The 20,889-nt window shown below is 67.4% G+C and carries 13 protein-coding genes and 3 pseudogenes; 13 read left to right on the plus strand and 3 right to left on the minus strand.

Going from position 1 to position 20,889, the window contains the following annotated elements; translation table 11 throughout:
* Positions 1-40: 40 nt before the first annotated feature.
* Positions 41-463 (minus strand): MerR family transcriptional regulator, encoded by a 423-nt coding sequence (locus MFF56_RS09935; RefSeq protein WP_003596825.1) that lies wholly within the window; start codon positions 461-463, stop codon positions 41-43.
* A gap of 64 nt (positions 464-527) precedes the next feature.
* Here MFF56_RS09935 and MFF56_RS09940 point away from each other — a divergent pair, with 64 nt between their 5' ends.
* The 3 genes and pseudogenes from MFF56_RS09940 (at position 528) to MFF56_RS09950 (ending at position 3,950) form a co-directional block, all read left to right on the plus strand.
* Positions 528-2,666, plus strand: coding sequence for a heavy metal translocating P-type ATPase (locus MFF56_RS09940; protein ID WP_003596824.1), 2,139 nt, complete (start codon positions 528-530; stop codon positions 2,664-2,666).
* Between the two features lie 225 nt (positions 2,667-2,891).
* Positions 2,892-3,320, plus strand: coding sequence for a MerR family transcriptional regulator (locus MFF56_RS09945; RefSeq protein ID WP_026105497.1), 429 nt, complete (start codon positions 2,892-2,894; stop codon positions 3,318-3,320).
* Positions 3,321-3,483: 163 nt separating this feature from the next.
* Positions 3,484-3,950 (plus strand): annotated as a pseudogene (locus MFF56_RS09950) (VIT1/CCC1 transporter family protein).
* A 68-nt stretch (positions 3,951-4,018) separates the two neighbouring features.
* Here MFF56_RS09950 and MFF56_RS09955 read toward each other — a convergent pair.
* The gene (locus MFF56_RS09955) at positions 4,019-4,570 is read right to left on the minus strand and encodes a helix-turn-helix transcriptional regulator (protein ID WP_238229976.1); all 552 of its coding nucleotides are present in this window, start codon (positions 4,568-4,570) and stop codon (positions 4,019-4,021) included.
* Here MFF56_RS09955 and MFF56_RS09960 point away from each other — a divergent pair.
* The 9 genes and pseudogenes from MFF56_RS09960 (at position 4,563) to MFF56_RS10000 (ending at position 16,305) form a co-directional block, all read left to right on the plus strand.
* Positions 4,563-5,540, plus strand: coding sequence for a DUF6634 family protein (locus MFF56_RS09960; protein ID WP_003596818.1), 978 nt, complete (start codon positions 4,563-4,565; stop codon positions 5,538-5,540). The two genes, MFF56_RS09955 and MFF56_RS09960, sit on opposite strands and share 8 nt — an antisense overlap.
* Positions 5,541-5,673: 133 nt before the next feature.
* Positions 5,674-6,948 carry a metallophosphoesterase gene (locus MFF56_RS09965; protein WP_003596816.1) on the plus strand — a complete coding sequence of 425 codons (1,275 nt, stop codon included), beginning with the start codon at positions 5,674-5,676 and terminating at the stop codon, positions 6,946-6,948.
* Between the two features lie 244 nt (positions 6,949-7,192).
* The gene (locus tag MFF56_RS09970; RefSeq protein WP_238224432.1) at positions 7,193-8,152 is read left to right on the plus strand and encodes a metallophosphoesterase family protein; all 960 of its coding nucleotides are present in this window, start codon (positions 7,193-7,195) and stop codon (positions 8,150-8,152) included.
* A 269-nt stretch (positions 8,153-8,421) separates the two neighbouring features.
* Positions 8,422-9,018, plus strand: coding sequence for a hypothetical protein (locus tag MFF56_RS09975; RefSeq protein ID WP_012455871.1), 597 nt, complete (start codon positions 8,422-8,424; stop codon positions 9,016-9,018).
* Between the two features lie 48 nt (positions 9,019-9,066).
* On the plus strand, positions 9,067-11,148 hold the full coding sequence (locus MFF56_RS09980) for an AAA family ATPase (protein ID WP_003596813.1): 2,082 nt from the start codon (positions 9,067-9,069) through the stop codon (positions 11,146-11,148).
* A 144-nt stretch (positions 11,149-11,292) separates the two neighbouring features.
* A complete protein-coding gene (locus MFF56_RS09985) occupies positions 11,293-12,177 on the plus strand; it encodes a 3'-5' exonuclease (protein WP_231343940.1) in 885 nt (294 codons plus the stop codon).
* A gap of 221 nt (positions 12,178-12,398) precedes the next feature.
* A pseudogene (locus MFF56_RS09990) lies at positions 12,399-12,878 on the plus strand (hypothetical protein); the annotation flags it as partial.
* 2,029 nt (positions 12,879-14,907) lie between these two features.
* Positions 14,908-15,990, plus strand: a pseudogene (locus tag MFF56_RS09995) (IS630 family transposase).
* A 66-nt stretch (positions 15,991-16,056) separates the two neighbouring features.
* Positions 16,057-16,305: a hypothetical protein gene (locus MFF56_RS10000; RefSeq protein ID WP_003596801.1), complete on the plus strand. Its 249-nt coding sequence runs from the start codon at positions 16,057-16,059 to the stop codon at positions 16,303-16,305.
* Positions 16,306-16,395: 90 nt separating this feature from the next.
* Here MFF56_RS10000 and MFF56_RS32100 read toward each other — a convergent pair whose 3' ends face one another.
* Positions 16,396-16,527, minus strand: a complete 132-nt coding sequence (locus MFF56_RS32100) for a hypothetical protein (RefSeq protein WP_276518062.1) — start codon at positions 16,525-16,527, stop codon at positions 16,396-16,398.
* Positions 16,528-18,236: 1,709 nt separating this feature from the next.
* Here MFF56_RS32100 and MFF56_RS10005 point away from each other — a divergent pair.
* Positions 18,237-20,825 (plus strand): recombinase family protein, encoded by a 2,589-nt coding sequence (locus MFF56_RS10005; protein WP_012455870.1) that lies wholly within the window; start codon positions 18,237-18,239, stop codon positions 20,823-20,825.
* Positions 20,826-20,889: the final 64 nt, after the last annotated feature.

The raw sequence follows: 20,889 nt of genomic DNA on the forward strand, positions 1-20,889 counted from the left end.
TGGTGAGCGCATAAAATCCAATTCCGCGTGGCCGTAGGCATCAGTGAACCTCGTGCAGGCATTCACCGTGATCGGCCAGCACCTCGACGATGCGGCATTCCCGGACACTGCCCCGCGAGCATTGATCCAGCATCGCCTGGACCTCCACCCTCAACCCGGTGAGCCGCGCAATCCGGTCGTCGATGTCAGCGAGATGCCGGCGGGCGATTGCGTCTACCTCCCCGCACGGGCGTTCCGGCTGCTCGGCGAGATCGAGCAGCGCGCGGATGTCCTCGATCTCAAATCCGAGTTCACGCGCGTGCCGAATGAACCGAAGCCTGCGGACGTCGGCCGCGCCGTAGGTCCGCCGGTTGCCTTCCGTTCGGGACGCGCGCGGCAGGAGTCCGCGCTCCTCGTAGAATCGGATGGTCGGCACCTTCACGGCTGCCTGCCGCGACAATTCCCCGATTGCGATGGGCTTCAAGATATTTGCTCCTCTAGTCGCTAGAGGAAGTAGGGTCGCCTTAACCACAAGGAAGGCACCCGCCGTGACCGAAGCAGCGACCCTGGACAGGACCGACGTCCCGACGACCCGCCTGCGGGTGACCGGCATGGACTGCGCGTCCTGCGCGGCGAAGGTCGAGGCCGCCGTGCGCCGCCTGCCCGACATCGCGCAGGTGCAGGTCTCGGTGGCCGCCGAGACGCTCGCGGTGCGTCACGGACCCGGGACCGATGCGAGAATGATCGCTGACACCGTCCGCGGCCTCGGCTACGGGGCCGAGGACCCGGACGCCGTGGCGTTGGGGGATACCGCTGAGACACCTTGGTGGAGGGCGCCGAAAGCCCTGCTGGCGGCTTCCTGCGGCGCGGCCCTGGTGACAGCCTACGCGCTCGGGCACGTCGCGCCGATTACCGAGCGCTGGGCTTTCCTCGCGGCCATGGCGGTTGGGCTGGTGCCGGTTGCCCGACGAGCTATCTTGGCCGCCCGGCATGGGACGCCTTTCTCCATCGAGATGCTCATGACGATCGCCGCCGTCGGCGCGACCGTCATCGGGGCGACCGAGGAGGCGGCGACCGTCGTCTTCCTGTTCCTGATCGGCGAAGTTCTGGAGGGCGTCGCTGCCGGTCGAGCCCGGGCGAGCATCCGTGGGTTGACCGGTCTCGTCCCGGAGACGGCGCTGCTGGAACGCGACGGCACGACTGAATCTGTGCCCGCCGCGAGCCTCAAGGTCGGCGCCACCGTGCTGGTGCGGCCGGGTGACCGCGTCCCGGCGGACGGGACCATCCTCGACGGCGGGAGCGACGTCGACGAGGCGTCGGTCACCGGTGAGAGCGTGCCGAGGCGCAAGGAGCCTGGCGACGCAGTCTTCGCCGGGACGGTCAACGGCGACGGGGCGCTCCGCGTCCGGGTGACCGCGGCTGCCAAGGACAACACCATCGCCCGGGTGGTGCAGCTGGTGGAGGAAGCGCAGGAGGCGAAGGCGCCGACCGAGCGCCTGATCGACCGGTTCTCCAGGGTCTACACCCCCGCCGTCGTCGCGGTGGCCACCTTGGTGGCGGTGGTCCCGCCGCTTCTCACGGGCGGCGCGTGGGGGGATTGGGTCTACAAGGGGTTGGCGATCCTGCTGATCGGCTGCCCCTGCGCGCTCGTCATCTCGACGCCGGCGGCCATCGCGGCCGGCCTCTCGGCCGGGGCCCGGCGCGGGCTTCTCATCAAGGGCGGCGCCGTCCTGGAGCGGCTGGCCTCGGTGACGACGGTCGCCTTCGACAAGACGGGAACCCTGACGGAGGGCAAGCCCGTCGTGACGAACGTGGTGGCATTCGGGAGGTCCGAGCGGGACGTGCTGTCGCTGTCGGGCGCCCTTGAGGGTGGCTCCTCGCACCCGCTCGCCCGGGCCGTGCTGGCCAAGGCCGCCGAGGCCGGAGCGCCGGTGCCCCCGGCATTCGGGGCCCAGGCATTCGGCGGCAAGGGCATCGCCAGCAAGGTCGGGGGGCTCGACTTGTTCCTTGGCTCGCCGAGGGAAGCCGGCGCGCGCGTGCCGTTCACGCCCGATCAGGAGGAGCGGGTCTCCGGGCTCCAGGGCGAGGGTAAGACCGTGTCCGTGCTCCTCGCGAACGGGGCGGTAGCCGGGCTGCTCGCGATGCGAGACGAGCCCAGGTCCGACGCGAGGGAGGGGGTCGACCGCCTTGCGTCGCTCGGCGTCGGCGCGATCATGCTGACCGGCGACACCGCGCGGACGGCCTGGGCCGTGGCGGCCGCGCTCGGCATCGAGGTGTGGGCCGAGCTCCTGCCTGAGGACAAGCAGCGGATCGTGCGGGAGCGCCAAGCCACTGGCGCCGTGGTGGCCAAGGTCGGCGACGGCATCAACGACGCGCCGGCGCTCGCGGCCGCGGACGTCGGTATCGCGATGGGTGGGGGCGCCGACGTGGCGCTTGAGACGGCGGATGCGGCGGCCCTGCACGGACGCGTCGCAGACATCGCCCGGATGATCGAGCTTTCGCGCCGGACGCTGTTCAACATCAGGACGAACATCGCCCTGGCGCTCGGCTTGAAGGCAGTGTTCCTGGTCACGACGGTTCTAGGGGTCACCGGCCTATGGCCTGCCATCCTGGCGGATACCGGGGCAACCGTGCTGGTGACGGCAAACGCGCTGCGGCTCCTTGGAGAGGGAAGATCGAGCGCCTGAGGCCCTTCACGTTCCCACCATGGGAGGTCCCATCCGTGTGCGACGTCATCAACGGGAGAGCGTCACGCAAAGCTTCAAGGTCAAAAGGATGGGCTGCGGCGGCTTAAAACGGTCGAGTGACGGATGGCGTTCGGACAGTTCGTCGGAGCCATCCGCTTTCGTGCCCCCTTCCCATCGAGGAGGAAGGAGAGTGCAACCTCTAAGGACTGGAGGTTTGGCCGGGATATGAACATTTCAATCGGAGAGCTGTCGCGCCGCACGGGCGTGAAGGTGCCAACCATCCGCTACTACGAGGGAGCAGGCTTGATGCCGGCCCCGACCCGCACCGAGGGCAAGCAGCGTCGCTATTTGGAGACAGAGATATCCCGGCTCAATTTCATCCGTCATGCGCGCGAACTCGGATTCGAGATCCAGGCGATTCGCGAGTTGCTGGCTCTGTCCACCGAGCCGGACCGGTCCTGCGCGGAGGTGGACGGCATCGCCCGTCGACACATGGCCGAGGTCGAGCGTCGAATCGGGCAACTCGTGGCTTTGCGCGGAGAGTTGCGGCGCATGGTCGAGGCATGTGGCCACGGTCGGGTGGGGGAGTGTCGGGTGATCGAGACGCTGGCCGACCATCGACAGTGCGCGCATGAGCACGGCCGCATCTCCTGAATCCGGGACCTGCTCAGGAAAAGCCGGGCAAGCTTGCGCCGTGTCGGCCATGACGCAGCGCTGGTTTATCCGCCACGAAAGTTTCAGCTCGTGCTGCGGTCAAAGGTCTTTCGGATGAACACGTTGGGCCTGCCGACCCTCGCTGTTCTCGCCGTAGCCGTAAATAGGACCCGCACAGCACCTTATCGACCGTGCCGGCTGGCTTCGCGTCGCGGCGTTTAGCACCAACGATGGACCCGTATCGACCGCGAGCCTCAGCGTCGGCGTCGCGGTGTCCGCCACGCACAAACGGGGAGATCCTGATGGCTAGCGCGATGTCGATGGCGGTCGGGAAGTGCCCTTCGGTCAATTCCCGGTCCGAGACCGAGCGGGCCGACCGCGAGCGGCTCGAACTCACCGACGACCCCTGGCGAAGCGCCAAAATCTCGCTCGCATCTACGTCGAGCGCGGGCCCGAATACACGGAGGTAGCGGCCTCGCTGGTGTTCCTCGCCATTCTCGGCGCCCTCGGGGCGAAGGCGGGTGGTGCCGCAGTGCCGCGGGCGACGGTACAGTACAGGTGACGTTCCGGGGATCACTCGCCGTGGGCGTCACCGCAGGCATCGGGAGCCTCGTCGGCAAGGTCGTGTGACGAGGCTCGAAGGCAGGACGGGGTGAGCCTGGAACGCGCCGAGAACCGCCACCGGGGGATTTCGAGCCTCAATCCCCCTGCGACGCACGCCTGCCGCGGGCGGGGCGCGGCTTGGCGGAACCGCCCGAGGGACCCGGGTCGGAGACGATCCCGGCTTCCTGGACTCCCTGTCCGAAGGGAGCCGCCGGGACGCCCGCCTCCGTTCTCCGCCCGCTCACGATCACGCCGACGTATCCCTCGCCCGCGATGAAACGGGCGCCCGCGCCGCGAAGGGCCGCGACCAAGCGCTTCGCAAGCGCGACTCGGATCGCGATGAAGCCGTTCTCGTAGTCGTTGATCGACTTCTTCGAAACGCGCGCCAGCAGGTGAAGCTCCTGCTGGGTGAGACCGACCAGCAGGCGGGCGGCTTGGCATAGGTATCCTGGCACGGTCCGGTCCGGAGGGAAATCCGCAGCCGAGGCGAAGTCCACTCCCCGAGGCGCGTCGGGCGAGGCTTGAAAGATTTTTATAGCACAGGTATAATTGGGAACTTCAACAAGCACCGCCGACTGCCCGCCCCCGCCCGACTGATCGTCGAGCGGGAGGGCCGCTTTCCGCCTTTGGGGTTTCGCCATGATCATCGCGCTGTTCGGCGGCGATGGCCGTGCCGTTGGCACGCACGCCGCCTTCCTGATTGCCCGTGCCGCAGCCTCGGTCGGCACCGCCACGACGCTCCTGCGCGTCGTAGGCGCGCACGAATCCCGGCTGCCTCGACTCGACAGCGTGCCGGACACGCTGCGCGTTGTCGAGCTTTGCAGGGACGGTCCCTCCTTCGCAGAGGACTTCCCGCGGGAAGCGGCCGCCGATCCCGCGCGACGCCTCGTGGTGCTCGACCTGCCGCCAGGGTGGGCGGCGGACTGCCCGGTTGATCTCGGGGAATGTCCCAGGGTGATCGCCGTCGGACCGTCCGTCCTCGAACGCGCCATGGCCGTGTCCATGCTGCGCGCGACCGCGCATGCCGCCGTCCCTTGGCTGCTGGGGTGCGGTTTCCCCTCACTCGGAGCGTCCGACCGAACCGTGCGCGACACGGCGGCGGCCGCGGGCCTGGACGACACCTCGATCCGCGTGATCCCTCGCGGCCTGCCGGCTCCGCTGCGGGACGCCGCCGCCCCGGCCCATGGATCCCTGCTCGCGTCCCTGTCCGTTCGCGCTGCGCTTCGCGTGCTGAACGCGGTCGTACCCGGTGCGGTCCCGATGCCGGGGCATCCCGGCGACGTCATCGCTCCCGTCCTGGCCGGGATGGGCGAGGCGGACCGCCGCGACGCGCAGGACCGGCTCCGGGACCTTGCCGATGCCTTGGACGCCGCGGAGGACGGCGAATACCCGTCCGCGGAGGAACTCGCCGCCGCCCCCGTCCTTGAGGAATGGGAGTTCGGGATGCGGCCGGTCGCGGCGCTCGTCGGTCGCGTCACGCACCATCCGGACTTTCCCCCAGGTCGCCGGGTCCGAACCTCGGAAGTCTACGTTTCCGACCGTCGTACCTGGGCGCGCACCTATTCCAGGCTCTACCGCCTGGGACGGCCCGCCGGTCCGCGTCCCTCCCTGCAGTAGCGCACCGTCTCCCTTTCCGTCGAGGCGGGTCGCCCCTCCCTCGCTCGAAAGGCGGAAGCCGGTCCCGCCCGTCGAGATGTGGGCGGGGGAGCCCTCGCCGCCTGTCCGGGCGGCCATGCGAGGATGTCAGGAGATGCCCGTGCACCCCCAAGGCGAACGTCGCTGGGCGCTGCCGGCGGCGGGCGGTTCGACGTCCCTCACCAGGTTGTGGCGGACGGTCGGACCGGGCGCCCTCGCGCCCGATCTGGCCAAGCCGTTGCTGGCTGCGGCGACGGCTGCCCTCCAAGGGTCCGGTCCCTCCGTGGCCGCCTCGGAATGGGAAGACGCCCCGGCGGCGCTCCGCGACGCCCGGGCGGTCCTCGGACGATGCGGTCCGGCGCATCCCGACGTCGACGTGGTCGCCACCGCGGCGCTCGCGCTGGCGCTTCGCGGCGAAAAGGCTGCCGCGACGTTCCTCGCCGATGCGCTCGACCGTCTCGCCGCCGACGGGACGGGCGGACCGCACCATGCCCGGTTCGCCTATGCGTGGCGGTCCCGGGTGGAACTTAAGCCGGCGGGCGTCTCCGCCGGGAGCGACGACGGGGCGCCGGACCGGCTGCGGCTTCCGGGTGACGACACCGAGGGAGAACCGATGCGCCTATGGATCTTTTCGGACCTGCACATCGACATCGGGAGTCCATGGACCCCAGCCTCGATCCCCGGGGCCGATCTCGCGGTGGTCGCCGGCGACGTCGGCGAGGGCCTCGTCAAGTCAATCGCGTGGCTCGCCGCGACGGTCCGGCCGCATATGCCGGTCGCGTTCGTGGCCGGAAACCATGAATTCTACCGTCGATGCCTGCCGGACGAGTTGCAGGCGGGGCGCGCGGCCGCGATGGAGGCCGGAATTCACCTCCTGGAGAACGACACCGTCCGCTTCGGCGACGTCGTGGTCTCGGGATGCACCCTGTGGACGGATTACGAGCTCGACGGACCGGCGACGCGGGTCCCCGCCATGCGGGACGCACGCGTGGGCCTCAACGATCACCGCCTCATCGCCTGGAGCCGCAAGCCGGAGTGGCGGCGGTTCCGGCCGGAGGAGGCGCTCGCGCTGCACCTCGCGTCACGCCGCTTCCTCGAAACCGCGCTCCGGTCCGCCGCGGACGCGACGACGCGGGCGCACGTCGTGGTCACGCATCACGCTCCCGCGGCGGGGAGCGTCGCGCCGCGGTTCCTCGGCAAGCCGCTCAATGCCGCCTACGCGTCGCGGTTGGACGACCTGATCGAGGCCGGTCGGCCTTCGCTCTGGGTCCACGGGCACACCCATACGCCGTTCGACTACCGCCTCGGCGGGACCCGCGTGCTCTGCAACCCGCGAGGATATCCCGGCGAGAACCCGCGCTTCCAGCCCGGGCTGGTCGTCGAGGTCTGAGACCGCCCGGGGCGGCCGCCCCGCCCTGACTGCCTCCCGCAAGCCGAGAACCGATGGAGACGCCCTTGCCGGACTTCGCCCGTGAGCCTCGTGCGCTAGGATGCCGGGGAGCACCTCCGCCGCATCCCATTCCGTTCCGCTCCCAGGGCTCGACCGGAACGGGATCGGCGGCCGCCGGGGGCCTACGATGACGCGGCATGTTCGCCCCCCTCGTCGTGTTCCGGGCGCCGAGGTCCCGGAGCCGTTGCCGCTTCCGTTTCGGCCCCGAGCGCGGATCGACCCGACGCCCGAGGTGCGGACGGCCTGTCCAGGACCGGCCTCCGTCGGGAGCCGAAGGGAGAACGCGAGGTTCTGGATCCTGTCCGACCTGCTCATCGACCGCAATCCCGGGTTCCGGCTCCCCGATCCGCTTCCCGAGTTCGACGTCCTGCTGGTGGCGGGCGGAGTGGCCATAGGGCTGGACGTCGCGTTGAACTGGTTGGCGCGCGCCCTGGACGGCAGACAGGGAAACAGGCCCGTCCTGATGGTGGCGGGCAGCGCGGAGCTGTGGTCCGAGACGCCCATGGTGGAGGCGGTCGCCCGCGGCCGGGACCTCGCCCGGGACCTCGGCATCCACCTGCTCGCCGACGATGCGGTACGCATCGGTCCCGAGGCCGGCGGCGGGACCGTGGTGGTCGGGGCGACCCTGTGGACCGACTGGTGCCTCGAAGGGAGCTTCGAGGGCCGCCTAGCCAGGGTCGCGGCCCGCCACAGCTGGGCGGATTGCCGGCGCGTCCTGCTTCGGCGGGGGCGCCCGTGGTCGCCGCTCGACGCCCTCGGGGCCCATGCAAGGTCGCGGGGATACATCGAGGACGCCCTCACCAGCATCGTGTGTCAATCGCTGAACGTCGCGAGGGGACCCGGGACGCTCGTGCCCGGTGTTCGCCCCGGGGACCGCGCCGTCGTGCTCACCCACTTCGCGCCTTCACGCCGTTCGCTGCCCGACGCCTGGACGGGATGGCTCGGGGACGCCTGGCTGGCAGCCTCGCATGCCTCGGACCTGGAGGATGTCATGCACGCCTGGGGGGCGCCGACGCTCTGGGTCCACGGCCGGGCCGTCGCCCCGGCGGATTACCGCATCGGCCGGACCAGGGTCGTCGCCAATCCCTTGCGGCGGTGGGATGCGGCCGATGCCTTCGACCCAGCCTTGGTGGTCGAGGCCTGAGATGGGAACGTCGACCTACGGCCCAGGGCCGCCCGCACCAAGCTCCCCGGACAGGCCGACGGGCATCGGGAGCCGGGAAAGGTTGGGCCGGTACGGCGCCCATCGCTGACTTCCCGCCTCGGGCTGCCGCCGCCACGACTTTTCCCGGCCGCCAAAGACAGCAATGGCTTGATCGTCTTATATACCGCAGGTATAATATAAGCATTCTCGAACGTCGTGGGCATTCCAACAGCCGGGCCAACCGGGCTGGGCGCTGTGAAACCGAGCCCGTGCGCAGCGCGGCGACCGCCTATTCGCCCATCGGGTCGTTCCGGCTCCCCGTGGGGGCACGGGCCAAGTTTTTCGAAAGCGTGACGGATTCGCTGACCGCCTTGGAACGGGCGGGGCCGCTGGAGGTGGACATGGCATCGGAGCCTGGCCGAGTGGTTTCGACTTCGGTTTTGCGGCACGCGATCCGAACCCCGCGGCGCGGCGTGCCGCCCGTGGTCGAAGTCGGCGTGGTGGCGGCTTGGCGTACGTACCCGCCCGGACGCCTCGACCGGGCGGAAGCAACGGCCCTCGCGCGGCTGCTGGCGACGACGTCGATACTCGGCGAAACGCGCTGGTCCGCGGCAAGGGACGGGGACGCGGCCGCGGCCACGGCGCTCGCCATCCGTCACGTCCGCACGTGCGGCGCGGCTTCGGTCGCGTCGGATCTCGTGATGGGCAATCTCCTGCTGATGGCCGAGCGCGGCGACGCGACCGCGCCGGCGGTCATCGCCTACGCCCTGCGCGCGCTGGCACGGCGCAGCGCCGACGAGCGCCGGCTCATGCGGCTCGCGGCGCGATGGGCGCGACCGAGGATGCGCAAGTCTCGCCGCCGCTGAACCATCGGCCCCCCACCATCGAAGTCCCGTGCGAAGCCGGAGGATGCCATGCCCGAACCGAACGAGGCGGCCTGCGCGATGGCGCGCGCCTTCGTCGAGGCGTTGCGGAAGGAAGCCGCGAGCCCGGATCCATCATGGTGCCTGGACGAAGCCGAGCTCGACGCGCTCGCGCTCGGCCGGCGGGAGGCATCACTCATGCCCCGGCTGGCCGCCGACGTCGTGGCCGCCGCGGTCATGCTGGGGCGCGCGTTCGCTCCGGCAGGACCTCCCGCGGCCGATGACGGCTTCCCCGTCCTACTGGTGCGCGTATCCTCTCCGGATTGGGTGGAGCCGATGCGGTGCGTCGTGGGACCCTGCCTCCTCGGACTGGGATGGAGGGTTCGGGATGGCGAGGGCGGGCGCGGGGCCTGGAACGACCGCAGCCGGCGGGAGGTCGTCGTGTTCGCGCGTGACGGGGCCTCGCGCGAGCATAGGCCCGACCGCGGCAACGAAACCGTCGGCGCGGCCGTGGTCGCCGGCGTCCCGCTCATCGGCGTCGCGTCGGATCCCGCCAGGACGCTGCCGCGCGACTTCCTGCGCGCCGTCGACCGGGAGGTTCTCGTCGCTCCGCTCGACGCCGAGGTGCTGAGCCTGGTGATCGAGGCGGTGACCGGCGAGGTTCCGCCCCTCGCCGCGCTCGGGGACTGCGTGGCGGTCCGGGCCGCCGCCGACCTTCGGCTCGGTATCCGCCCGGGTCGCGGGGCATCCGAGGCCCTGGAGCGCCTCGGGCGTTCGCGCCTGCGAGAGAGGCAGCGCACCGCGAACGCGCCCCGCCTTGAGGACTCGCTCGGTCTCGGAGCCGCCCGGGATTGGGGGCTCGGCCTGGTGGCGGACCTACGGTCGTGGCACGAGGGGATCATCCCGTTCGCCGCCTGTGAATCGGCCGCCCTCGTCAGCGGGCCGCCCGGCACGGGCAAAACACGGTTCGCGGCGGCCCTGGCCCGAAGCGCGAACCTACCGCTTCATCCGGGCTCCCTCGCGCAGTGGCAGGGCTCCCGTGACGGACATCTTGGCCATACCCTGGGCGCCATGCGGCAGTTCTTCGAGGAAGCGCGGCGGTCGCCTTGCGTGGTCCTGATCGACGAGCTCGATTCCTTTGGAGATAGGAATACTTTCTCAGAACATCATCGCGATTACTCCAGCCAGGTCGTCAACGCCCTCCTGGAACACCTCGACGGCGCCGTCGGCCGCGAAGGGGTCGTCGTCGTCGGCACGACCAACCATCCTTCGAGGATCGATCCTGCGATCTTGCGCTCGGGGCGGCTTGAACGGCACTTTCGGATCGAGCTTCCCGGTCTCGACGCGCTGACCGGCATGCTGGTCCAGTATCTCGGGACCGACGCCGATGACCTCGACCTTGCGCCGGTGGTCCCGCTGCTGCGGGGCATGACGGGTGCCGACGTCGAGGCGCTGGTGCGGCGGGCGCGTGGCAGCGCGCGACGGGCCGGCCGCACCCTCACGGTGGACGACATCCTGGCAGGCTCCTCGGATGGGACGCCGGCGCTCGGGGATGGGCTCCGGATGCGCTGCGCCGTCCACGAGGCCGGGCATGCGGTCGCGCTCCTGGCCAGCGGCGCGAGCGGACCGGTGACGCTAACCATCGCCCCGACCGGCGGCCTGACCGAGCATGCGCTCGTCGATGCCTACGGAGCCCTGACCGAGGGCGACTTCGAACGGTCCCTGGTGATGATCCTGTCGGGCCGCGCGGCCGAGGAGGTGCTCCTGGGCGACGTCTCCGCCGGCGCGGTCTCGGATCTCGCCGAGGCGACCCGATGCGCCGCGGCGATGGAGGCGTCGTGGGGGTTCTCGGCCGATTTCCCGCTGCTGTCCCTGGCCCCCGCCCAGGACATCGACCTGGCCCGGATGCCCTGGCTGATGCGCCCGGTCCTTGAGCGGCTCCGGCTGGCCTACGAGCGCGCGTGCGACCTCATGCGGACCGAGCGCCTCGCCCTCGAACGGATCGCGGAGGCCCTGTTCCGCACGGCCTACCTCGACGACGCGGCCATTCGGGCGTTGTTCTCGGGAAAGGCCGCCTCCCCCCGACGCCGCGCCGGTCCGGGCCGCGGTGCCCACCGCACGCACGACATCTGAAGTGGAGAGGCCATGACGTCCTTCGTACGCCGACCGATTGCATGCCGGGACCCGTCCGCGTCGCGCTCACCCGCCCGTCGCCCGCTCGCGGAACGGACGTTGTTCGACGCCGCCTCACCCGGGGCGGAGCCGCGCCCTGACACCATGCGACATCCCTTGCGCCGCCGCGACTTCGACGAGGGCAGCCCGGACACGTTGATGATGCTCGACATCGAGACCGTTCCGGACCCGATCCTAACGCCCGCGGATTGGCCGGCCGACCGGTTTCCAAAGGCCATGTGGCATCAGGTCGTCGCCATCTCGGTGATCGAGGCGGGGGTCGGTCGGGAGCCGGGCACGGGGGTCGAGACCTACGAGTTGCGGTCCTGCCGCAGCGGCGGCGAACCGGGATGGGACGAGGCACGTCTGCTGCGCGCCTTCTGGCGGCTTTTCGAGGGGGGACGCTACAGGCTCGTCACCTGGAACGGCAGGGCGTTCGACATGCCGGTGGTCCTCGCCCGCTCGTTGATGCACGGTCTCGCGGCCCCCGCATGGTTTCTTCGCGGAACGCGCTGGGCCAATTACGGGCAGCGCTACGCCCAGGACTGGCACCTCGACCTCATGGATGCGATCTCAGCCTTCGGGGCGGCCTCGCGTCTCACCCTGGAGGAGGCTGCGGCGGCGGTCGGCGCACCGGGCAAGATGGGCGAGCACGGGTCCTGCGTCGCCGAATTGGTCGCGCGCGACGAACTCGGTCGGGTGCGGGACTACTGCGAGACCGACGTGGCGAACCTCTACGTCATCTTCATGCGCTGGGCGCATCTGACGGGCAGGACGGATGCCGCGGGCCACGATGCAGCCGTGGAGGGATTCCTGCGCTACCTCGATGCGGAGGGGCCGGCCCGCCCGCACTTGGCGGCCTTCGCGCAGGAATGGCGACGGACTGGATCGCGCGCGCCGATGCATGTGGGTCGAACGACCGGGTCGGGTGCGGTGGTGGCTGGTCCGGACACCTGTCACGGAGCTCGACGGAGCTCGCTTGGGGCCTGAGGGCCGGGTCGCGGAGTAGCCAATCCTCGGGATGCCCCATGAGCGGGCGGCGGGACGCAGGTCCCGCGCCCGGATCCGCCGGTCCGGCGTGAGACCGCGATAAAACCGGGCGTTAGCCACGAGTGAGTCGAAGGCGTCGAAAGCCATCGGGGTAAATCGACCGTAATGGCTGGCGTGCGAAGGATCGGGCAACGGCCAGCAAGCCCAGGGGGGAACAGCCGATGACCCTGCCGCGCCTTTCGCGACCACTTGAATATAGCCGCGCTTGGGTGGCGCTCGGGGTCCTGGCACCTATCGGCGTGCTGATCGTGTCGGCGTCGATGCTCCTCGATCTTCGTCGCGATGCCTGGGACAAGGCCGAGCAGACCTCCAGGAACCTCATGCAGGTCATCGAACGCGACATCGCCCGCAACGTCGAGATCATCGACCTTTCGCTGCGGGCCGTCGTCGACAACCTGCGCGCGCCCGAGACCGCGGAAGCGAGCCCGAAGGCACGGCAGATGATCCTGTTCGACCGTGCCGCGAGCGCCAGGGACCTCGGCGTGATGCTGGTCCTGGACGGGAACGGCGACAGCAGCCTCGTGATCACTCAGAACCAGTACGCTGCCTGTGTCGCTGCTCGCTCAGACGTGATCACCGCGCAAACCCAGCTTCAGACAACCGAAGCCTTGAGCATTGCGGTCGAGCTCAGCCGGGCGACACTGACGACGAACAAATGAAGACTATGAGAAGTCGCCTCGCAGATGATGACGCAACTAGATCGCAAAATCGATATCAGACTGAGCCGAAACCGGATCTACCGTTGAGCATCCGGCCCCGACGACAAATAATAGTATAGCAGGCACACTCGACCGTGCTCAGTAACCGTAGTGGTAATCAAAGCTCGGAGCGTAACCACAACCGTAGTGGCCGTAGTATGGGCTGTGCGCCACGAGCCCATCGAGCGCCAAGCCACCGATCAATCCAGCTGCAACGGGGACCCCGTAGTAACCCCGCCTATGGCCGTAATGTCCGTGTCCTCTGCGGTAGCCGCGACCGCTATAGTAGCGGCGCCCATAGCCAAAACCACCATACCCATAAGTGCGACCGTGGCCGCCATAGTACCTGCGGCCTCCGCCATGGCCGCCATAAAACCCATGTCCTCCGCCATAGCCGCCATGATGGCCTTCAGCCTGGGCCGCACTCGGAATGGCCACGAGGCTGATGACGAGCGTGACCGTCAGAAGGCCGACACTCAGTGCCGTCTTCACCCTACCAAGACGAGCCATAACTATTTCTCCTTTGCGTTGCGCGTCCCTTCCCGAAGACTCGTTTGAGCGGGTCAAGGCCCTCTGCCTTGCCCAACGCCTGAACGCACGGGTGCGATCCGGCAGGCTCTGCTGAATGGTGTTTTCATCCCACCTCGCCCGCGCGCTTGGCAGGAGCGTTCCATCACATGACTTCGAAGAAAGCAAATAAGGTGAAGAGTTATACAGTAATAAAAATATATTTTATAGCCACAGCTAAGCTGTAAATTCCCCTTGTTTGTACGTCAGCTTCAGAAGCAACTGAATTGATCTGTGCTAGTCGGCCTAGACAATATCGTTGAAATGTAGACGAGGGGCGACCTGTAATGGCCACCCGTCGCTTATTCACAGCTCTTTTTATCTCAAGGCGTCAGTGACGTTCCCGCGGGGCATCGCCATGGTGTCCCTCTCGACGCTCTTCGTGGTGCTCTCTGCGAGGTTCATGATGGCCGCCCTCGCTACGCTCTTCGACAACGCGTCGTCCGTGGCTATCGCCTTCCACCCGAACCCCGCCCGGATTGACATCGATATGCTGAGCGAAGACTGCTGTTGGAGATACGGCAAAGGCCGCAGCGATCATTGCTCTTGCTGACTTTTTCATCACGACATCATTCTCCTGTGCTCGGATTTGGAAGAAAAAACATGGCTGTGCTTTGCTTCCGGATCGGATTTCGTTACGTCGGAGAATTATTCTGAGTAACGAACTATTTGCCGTCATCCGATGACTGAGTCCCGCCAACCTCGCCTAATGCTTGGGCTCAAGACAATCTTTGCGGGATCAAGCTTCTAGTTTGTGTCCCTAGTGGCCACCACCCCTGTGATGACCGCCGCCACCCGAGCGTCCGTGCCCACCGGAATAGCCATGTCGCCGACCGCCGCCGTGCCCACTGTACGATCTGCGATGTCCGCCGCCATAGCCGTGCCGACCGCCGCCACCGTGACCGCCGTAGCCGCCACCATGACCGCGGGAATGACCGTAGCCATGGCCTTGGGCGGCTGCCGGTTCGGGGATTGTTGCCAAGCCAAAGCCTAGTGCGAGCGCAGCAAAGCCAGCGATGAGTGAGGCTCTGAATTTAGACGTACGTGTCATGGAATAAACTCCGCAATTACGGGGATCGATTTCGTGTGGCGACCTTGGCAGGTTCAACGACCGCCGCCGAAGACGATGTGAACAGCGAGCGGCGGCGGGTGCGCATTTCCTACAGGCACGTAACGCTCGACGGGACGGAAAAGTCGAAGTCTCGTTCCAAAATGATCCGCAAACGGCCGTTTTCGGCGCAAAGCCGGCGACGAGCGAGGCAACCAGGAATTGCTGCGCTTAAATTGTCCCGCATCTCTGCTGCACAATCAGCGTACCCATAATACCAATCGGTACGGGTGAGGACTCGCGGGTTTACGCGGAAGCGGCGGATGTGATTCGATGTGGCAAGCTAGGAGGTTTGCCATGTCGAAGGCCGTGGATCTGCGCGAGGATTTCGATGCGGATACCCTGCGACGTCTGGCGCGGAAGAGCCGCGATGCCGGTCAGAGCCGGCGGCTTCTCGCGCTGGCCGCGATCTACGAGGGTGGGAGCCGGACGCAGGCCTCGCGGATCGGCGCGGTCGGCCTGCAGACGGTGCGCGACTGGGTGCTGGCCTTCAACGCGGCCGGGCCGGACGGCCTGATCGAGCGCAAGAAGCCCGGCCCGCGGTTCAAGCTCGACGCGGCCCAGCGGCAGGCGCTCGCGGTTGCCATCGAGGAAGGGCCGGACCTGCAACGGGACGGCGTGGTGCGCTGGCGGCTGAAGGACTTGGCGGCTTGGCTGTTCGCGCGCTTCGGCGTCAGCCTCGACGAGAGCAGTGTCGGACGGGAGGTGAAGCGGATGGGCTATGCCAAGCTGTCGGCCCGTCCGCGCCATCATCAGCAGGACCCGGCGGCGCTGACGGCGTTTAAAAAAACCTCCCCGCCCGCGTGAGCGCGATCCGCGCCCAACTGCCAGTCGACACGCCGCTCGAACTCTGGTGGCAGGACGTCCTTCGAGAGCCTCAGGATGAGAGCCCGCGTCGGTCAGAAGAACACGGTCCCGCGCCGGTGGGCGCGCAAGGGCAGCCGGCCCACGGCGCCCAAGGATCAGCGCACGGCGTCCGCCTACATCTTCGGGGCGATCTGTCCCGAGAAGGGCAAGGACGCCGGTCTCGTCCTGCCCCGCTGCGCCACACCGGCCATGAACGCGCATCTGGCCGAAATCAGCCGCGCCGTCGATCCCGGCGCGCACGCCGTCCAAATCCTCGACGGCGCCGGCTGGCACGTCGCCGCCGACCTCGTCGTCCCCGACAACTTCACCTTGCTGACGCTGCCGTCTCATGCGCCCGAACTCAACCCGGTCGAGAATGTCTGGCAGTTCCTGCGCGAGAACTGGCTCGGCGACCGGATCTTCGACTCCTACGAGGACATCCTCGATCAATGCTGCGAGGCTTGGAACAAGCTCGTCGCACAGCCTTGGATGATCATGTCGCTCGGACTGCGCGAATGGGCCTATCGGTTATGAACCATGCCGATTGGTATTAGCCGGCGCTTGGACCACGTGCGTTCTGAGGAGTTCTGGGATCGCGTGATGCACGAAGCCTACGAGATCCTGCCTGCGCAAGGCAGCATGTCGGTTGCGGACATCATGGTTCGGCTGCGAATGACGACGCTGAAGGGCGGCCGCTTGGTCAAGGAAGCGCTATCCGAGGGGATGCCGCGCAAGAAGATCGAGATCAGCGTCGAATACGAGCGATACTTCCAGAGGGTTGGCAAGGACGCCTATGCGCGCCTCCCAGGCTGGGACGGCGCGCTGGGCAAGCGGACGCGCGCCGGGTAGGGTTGGCGAAGTGTCCGGCGCCTCCCGAGAGCGCCGGCGGGCTAAACTCACCTGGACCTCAGGAAGGATTGGCGCAGCTTCGGCCCTGCGTCACCAAAGGTCCTCCTCGTCGAGACGCTGCAGGGCCGAAACATGCAGCCGCAAGCTGTCCGATAGCTCGCCTCGGACCAAGGCGAGGTCCCCGAGTTCGTCGAACGCGACGTCGAGCAGTTCGGGACCCATCACCTCGACGAAGGCTCCTTGGGTCTCCTCATCGTATTCGGTGGATTCGACGACGCGATCTGATACCGCCCTCAGCCTGCCCAACCGTTCCCTGGTCGGCGGAAGGCGCCGGCGTGTGGCCCTTCCGGTTGAGCTTGACGGAGCCTTATCCTGCTCAACGTCGCGCGGACTCGCGTGCCTCATCGTCTCACTCCCGTTGCTAGAGTGCGCTTCGTGTCTGGGGAACCGGAGTCGTAAATCGTCTGACACCGGTCGCGGCCATGTGCTCGCGGTCGGTGCGGTTGATCTGCAGGGCGGGGCAGCCTACCGCCCGGGGGACTTCGACGTCGCGATACCGTCCGACCACTGGCGCAGGGGCAGCCAAACCCTATCGGCACTTGGCGGCACCAGCGTCGTATTTATATCGCCAGTATATTCTACCGCCGATCCGCCTGCTTGACCATCACCCTCGCCGCGCCGGACCAGGATGGTCGTGTCGACCTGTGGATTGCGGGAACTTCGGTAAGGGGAATTCGGCAACGGCCCGGCAGCACCGACGACAGGCATAGGGTCAGTGCTCTCCGGGATGGCCCTGGGGGCCATCGGTTCCCACGTCATCTCGGTCAGCGGCTGTGCTTTTGCTCCTCAGGAGCAGGCCGATTGCTCCGAGCCTAGCCGCCCGGCAAACGTCGTGAATGCCCTTCACGGGCTGCTTGGTACGGACCGAAGCCGACGCCCTGGACACCTGCCCGTACCGACGGAGCATTCGCAACGGGGACTGGGACGACAAGGTCGGAGGTGGCGCTCGCGGATATCGCAAGTCGGGTGGCGGTTCCGCGGCGTCGTAACGCGCCATACCGCTTCCGCATCGACCTTTGAGGTTCATCGAGAACGGGAACGGTCTCTTGAAACTGGACAGGCTACCTTCGGCACCGCGTGCGGCCGCGATGCCCTTTCGTCCCGTCGGTCGCCGCACATGGCGACGAGTTCCGGATCGGCCTCCGGTATTGCAGTTATATATACCTGCGGTATAATTAGAGACTTCACCCACGTTTCGTCGATGCGGCGCGGCCGTCCCAGAAGGGGCGGCCGCCGCGCGTTTCTCGTACGCCTGCCGCCATGCGCGATCCAGGGGTAATTTCAATGGAACAGGGGGAGCGAACGATGTCGTTCGGCATCCAGAGGTTTCGGGGCGAATCGTCCAGTTCAGGACGGCCGCTCACGGTCTTAGACGCATTGTTCGAGGGCTTGGTGGGGATGGCCGCCGAACGGTCGGACGCCCAAAGGCTGGACGCGCGCGGACAGGATAGGAAAGTTGCCGGTCGGGACTTGTACGCGGGCGACCTGGAATTAGATGTCGCCGTGACGCGAAATGCTCCGGCCAGGATGCGAAATTCACGTCGCGATGGTGCAGCGGAGACCCGGCCCCGTGGACGGGAGAGACGAAAATCACGGCCAAGCGCCCGAAGTCGGTTGTCGGCGGGAGCTAGCCGAAGCGTACGTTGCGCCGCGCGGCATGGATTCGAACGCCGGTCGCTACCGGGATGCCTGGAAGGATGACCGCTTGCGACCCGGCCATGTGCGTCGAGGAGAACGTGACGGTCTCGGGCGGAGTCAAACGAAAGCCATCCGGCGCACCGAGATGGACGTAAAGCGAACCCGCGCACGTCCCGGCTATCGCGTCCTCAGGCAAGCAATTCTTCCTTCTCTTCGCATGGAGCGGCGTTGCGATGGCCCACGGTGAACGGACGACCGACCTGATGCCTGGCGCCGTGGATCTGCGGCAGGTGGTCGATACGACGGCATTGTGCCCTCTGGACCGGTTGGCCCTTCGACGGAACCTGGATGTCGAACGCCGTGACGGCTTCGGCCCACCGGACAAGCTTGTGCCCGTGGGCCTCTACGCTCGCTACTCGTCTAATAAGCAGAAGGAGATGAGCATCGAGCGTCAGGTCAAGGTTGTAACCGCTTACATGAGGAAGCTTGGTTACGCGATTTACGTGCTGTATGACGACCCTGCTCGAAGTGCCCGATCAATGCGTGATCGTGAAAGCCTGCAGCGTTTGCTCGAAGACTGTCGGTCTGGCAAGATAAAAGTCATCATGGTTGAGGACTTTGACCGGTGGTCCCGCGAAACTTACGATGCGGTCGAAGTATGCGAGCAATTGAATGAGCTTGGCGTGGAATTTCATAGCGCCGGCGACTTCAAGGCACTGAACAAGAAGGAGGTCATCGAAGCGGCACTCAAGGCCGAGGCGGATCGGGACCGTCGCACCCTGATCATGGGCATGGGCAGGTTCCAGCACGCTGCCCAGGGCGGCGCCCATTCCGGTGCGTTCTTCGGATATCGGTACGGCGAAGAAAGGGGCTTCCTCGTGCGTCACCCCGAGGAAGAGAAGACCATATTTTCAATCTTTGAAATGGCAGCCGCGGGAATTTCCTACCGAAGCATCGGCCGGATCATGAAGGAACGCGGGGTTGCAGGACCGACGAAGGATTGCAGATGGACGAAATCGACCGTTGCGAACGTTTTGGGCCAGTTGGCCTATACGGGTAGATGGTACTATCCATTTACCTTGAATACGTTCGACCGCAAATCGGGGAAGGTCGCCGTCCAGCGTCGGCATCCGAGCGAGATGACGCGCAACTACTTCGATCACCTTCGAATTGTGCCAGACGATCTGTTTTTCGCTGTCAACGAGAAGCGACGCCCCCGGGGGAAGCAGAAGTTCGAGCACAGCCACTTCTTGGCCGGAAAGGCGACGTGCGACTGCGCCGGGGTCGAAGGCCAGCGGTTCACCTTGGGTGGTCGACAGCTAACCTGCAACGTCTGGTCGGACGGGGGCTGCTGCCCGGCGAGGCGTCACTCCGTTATGCACGAGACCGTGGAGCGCGCCGTCCTCACAGCCGTTTGCGGCAAGCTGCGGTCCTTCGTCGGCGAGGAGGATTTCGCGGCTGCCGTCGACCGCTCGCTACGTGAAGCCTCCGCCGCCCGCCGTGCCGCCCGTGCGGATGTTGAGCGTAAGATTGCGGTCACCCGCGAACAGCTTCGCCGGGCGCTCGTCAAGGAGCTTGAATCGACCTACCCATCCGACCTGTTGTCCGAGGAGAGGAGCCGCCTGACGGGGGAGCTCGCAGACCTTCAGGCCCGTTCGGCGGACCTCGCCGAGCTGCCCGAGGTGGACGAAGCCGGTGAGAGGCTTCGAACGCTTTCCGCCACGTTGGATCACCTTATCGAGCGGGTGCCATTCAGGGCCTTGACGGAGGCGGAGGCGAAGGTCTCCGCCGCCCTTGCCCGCCTCGTCCAGCGGGTGGTGGTCATGCGGGATGGCCGGCCGGCGGGGACCTTGGGCCTGGCCATCCACCTGGACTTCTTGGCGTTCCTACAGGAGGACGGGAGCTGCGGCTCGCCCGGTGTTGGCTTGGACGTGATCCATGTCGATGTCGAGCAGCCGATGGGCCGCCACGTCCGCCTTCGCGAAGACGCCGAGCGGCTTATGGCAAGCGGAGGTTATCGGATCGACGACGCGCGTTGGGCCCTCGTCGCCAAGCACCTCCCGGACGTCACGGGCCACAGGAATGACTCGCGCCACATCCCGACGCGGGCCCTTGTCGACGCCCTCCTGCTCCGGCTCCGGACGGGCCTGCCTTTGCTGTCGGCGGCGTTCGGCGACGCGCCGGAGATGCGGCGTGCACTCTCGCGGTTCGTCTATGCCGCGGGGGACCAGATCCTGATTGACCTCCTTCGCGAGGCGGACCCTTCCTTCGTGGCCGGACTGGACCTCGGCCCGGTCGAGGCCGCGCGGGCGCGCTGGAAGGTTGGCGGTGATGATTGGCGCAAGCGCAGGGGGCCGGCCGCACGCTTCCATGCCCTGGATGGCCAGGATGCGCTCACCGACGAGCAATGGCTGGCCTCGAAGCCGCTGTTGCATTCGTCCATCGAGATCTCGTTCAAGGGCACCCCGGGCATTCCCGGCCGGATGCTGCTGGAGGCGGTGATCCTGGCGCTGCGGACCGGCCTCTCATGGCGGAGGATGCCGGAGCGGTTCGGCGACGAACGGAACCTCACGAATTCCGTGCGCCGGCTGGTCCGCAGCGGAAGTTGGGACCGGTTGTTGGAGCTATGGGCGCTGCGCTTCCCTGAGCTTCTCGACGGCTTGGATGTCGGGCGCTTGGCCAATATGCTCCGGGGCTCGGCAGAGTGGCGGGGCCCGTCACCCAGGCGCTCGCGCTACGCCAGGAACGGCGGCGTGGCCCCGGCCATCCATCGAGCGCGCCGACGCAAGTCGCCTGCCGGGCGGAAGACGGACGCGGCCTAGTCGCCGCCAGCAGTGTTCTTGGACGGCGAGCGTCAAGGGCCTGGACGTTGGGCGCAGGAACGAA

Origin of the sequence: Methylobacterium hispanicum, from assembly GCF_022179285.1 — a bacterium.
GTDB lineage: Bacteria > Pseudomonadota > Alphaproteobacteria > Rhizobiales > Beijerinckiaceae > Methylobacterium > Methylobacterium hispanicum.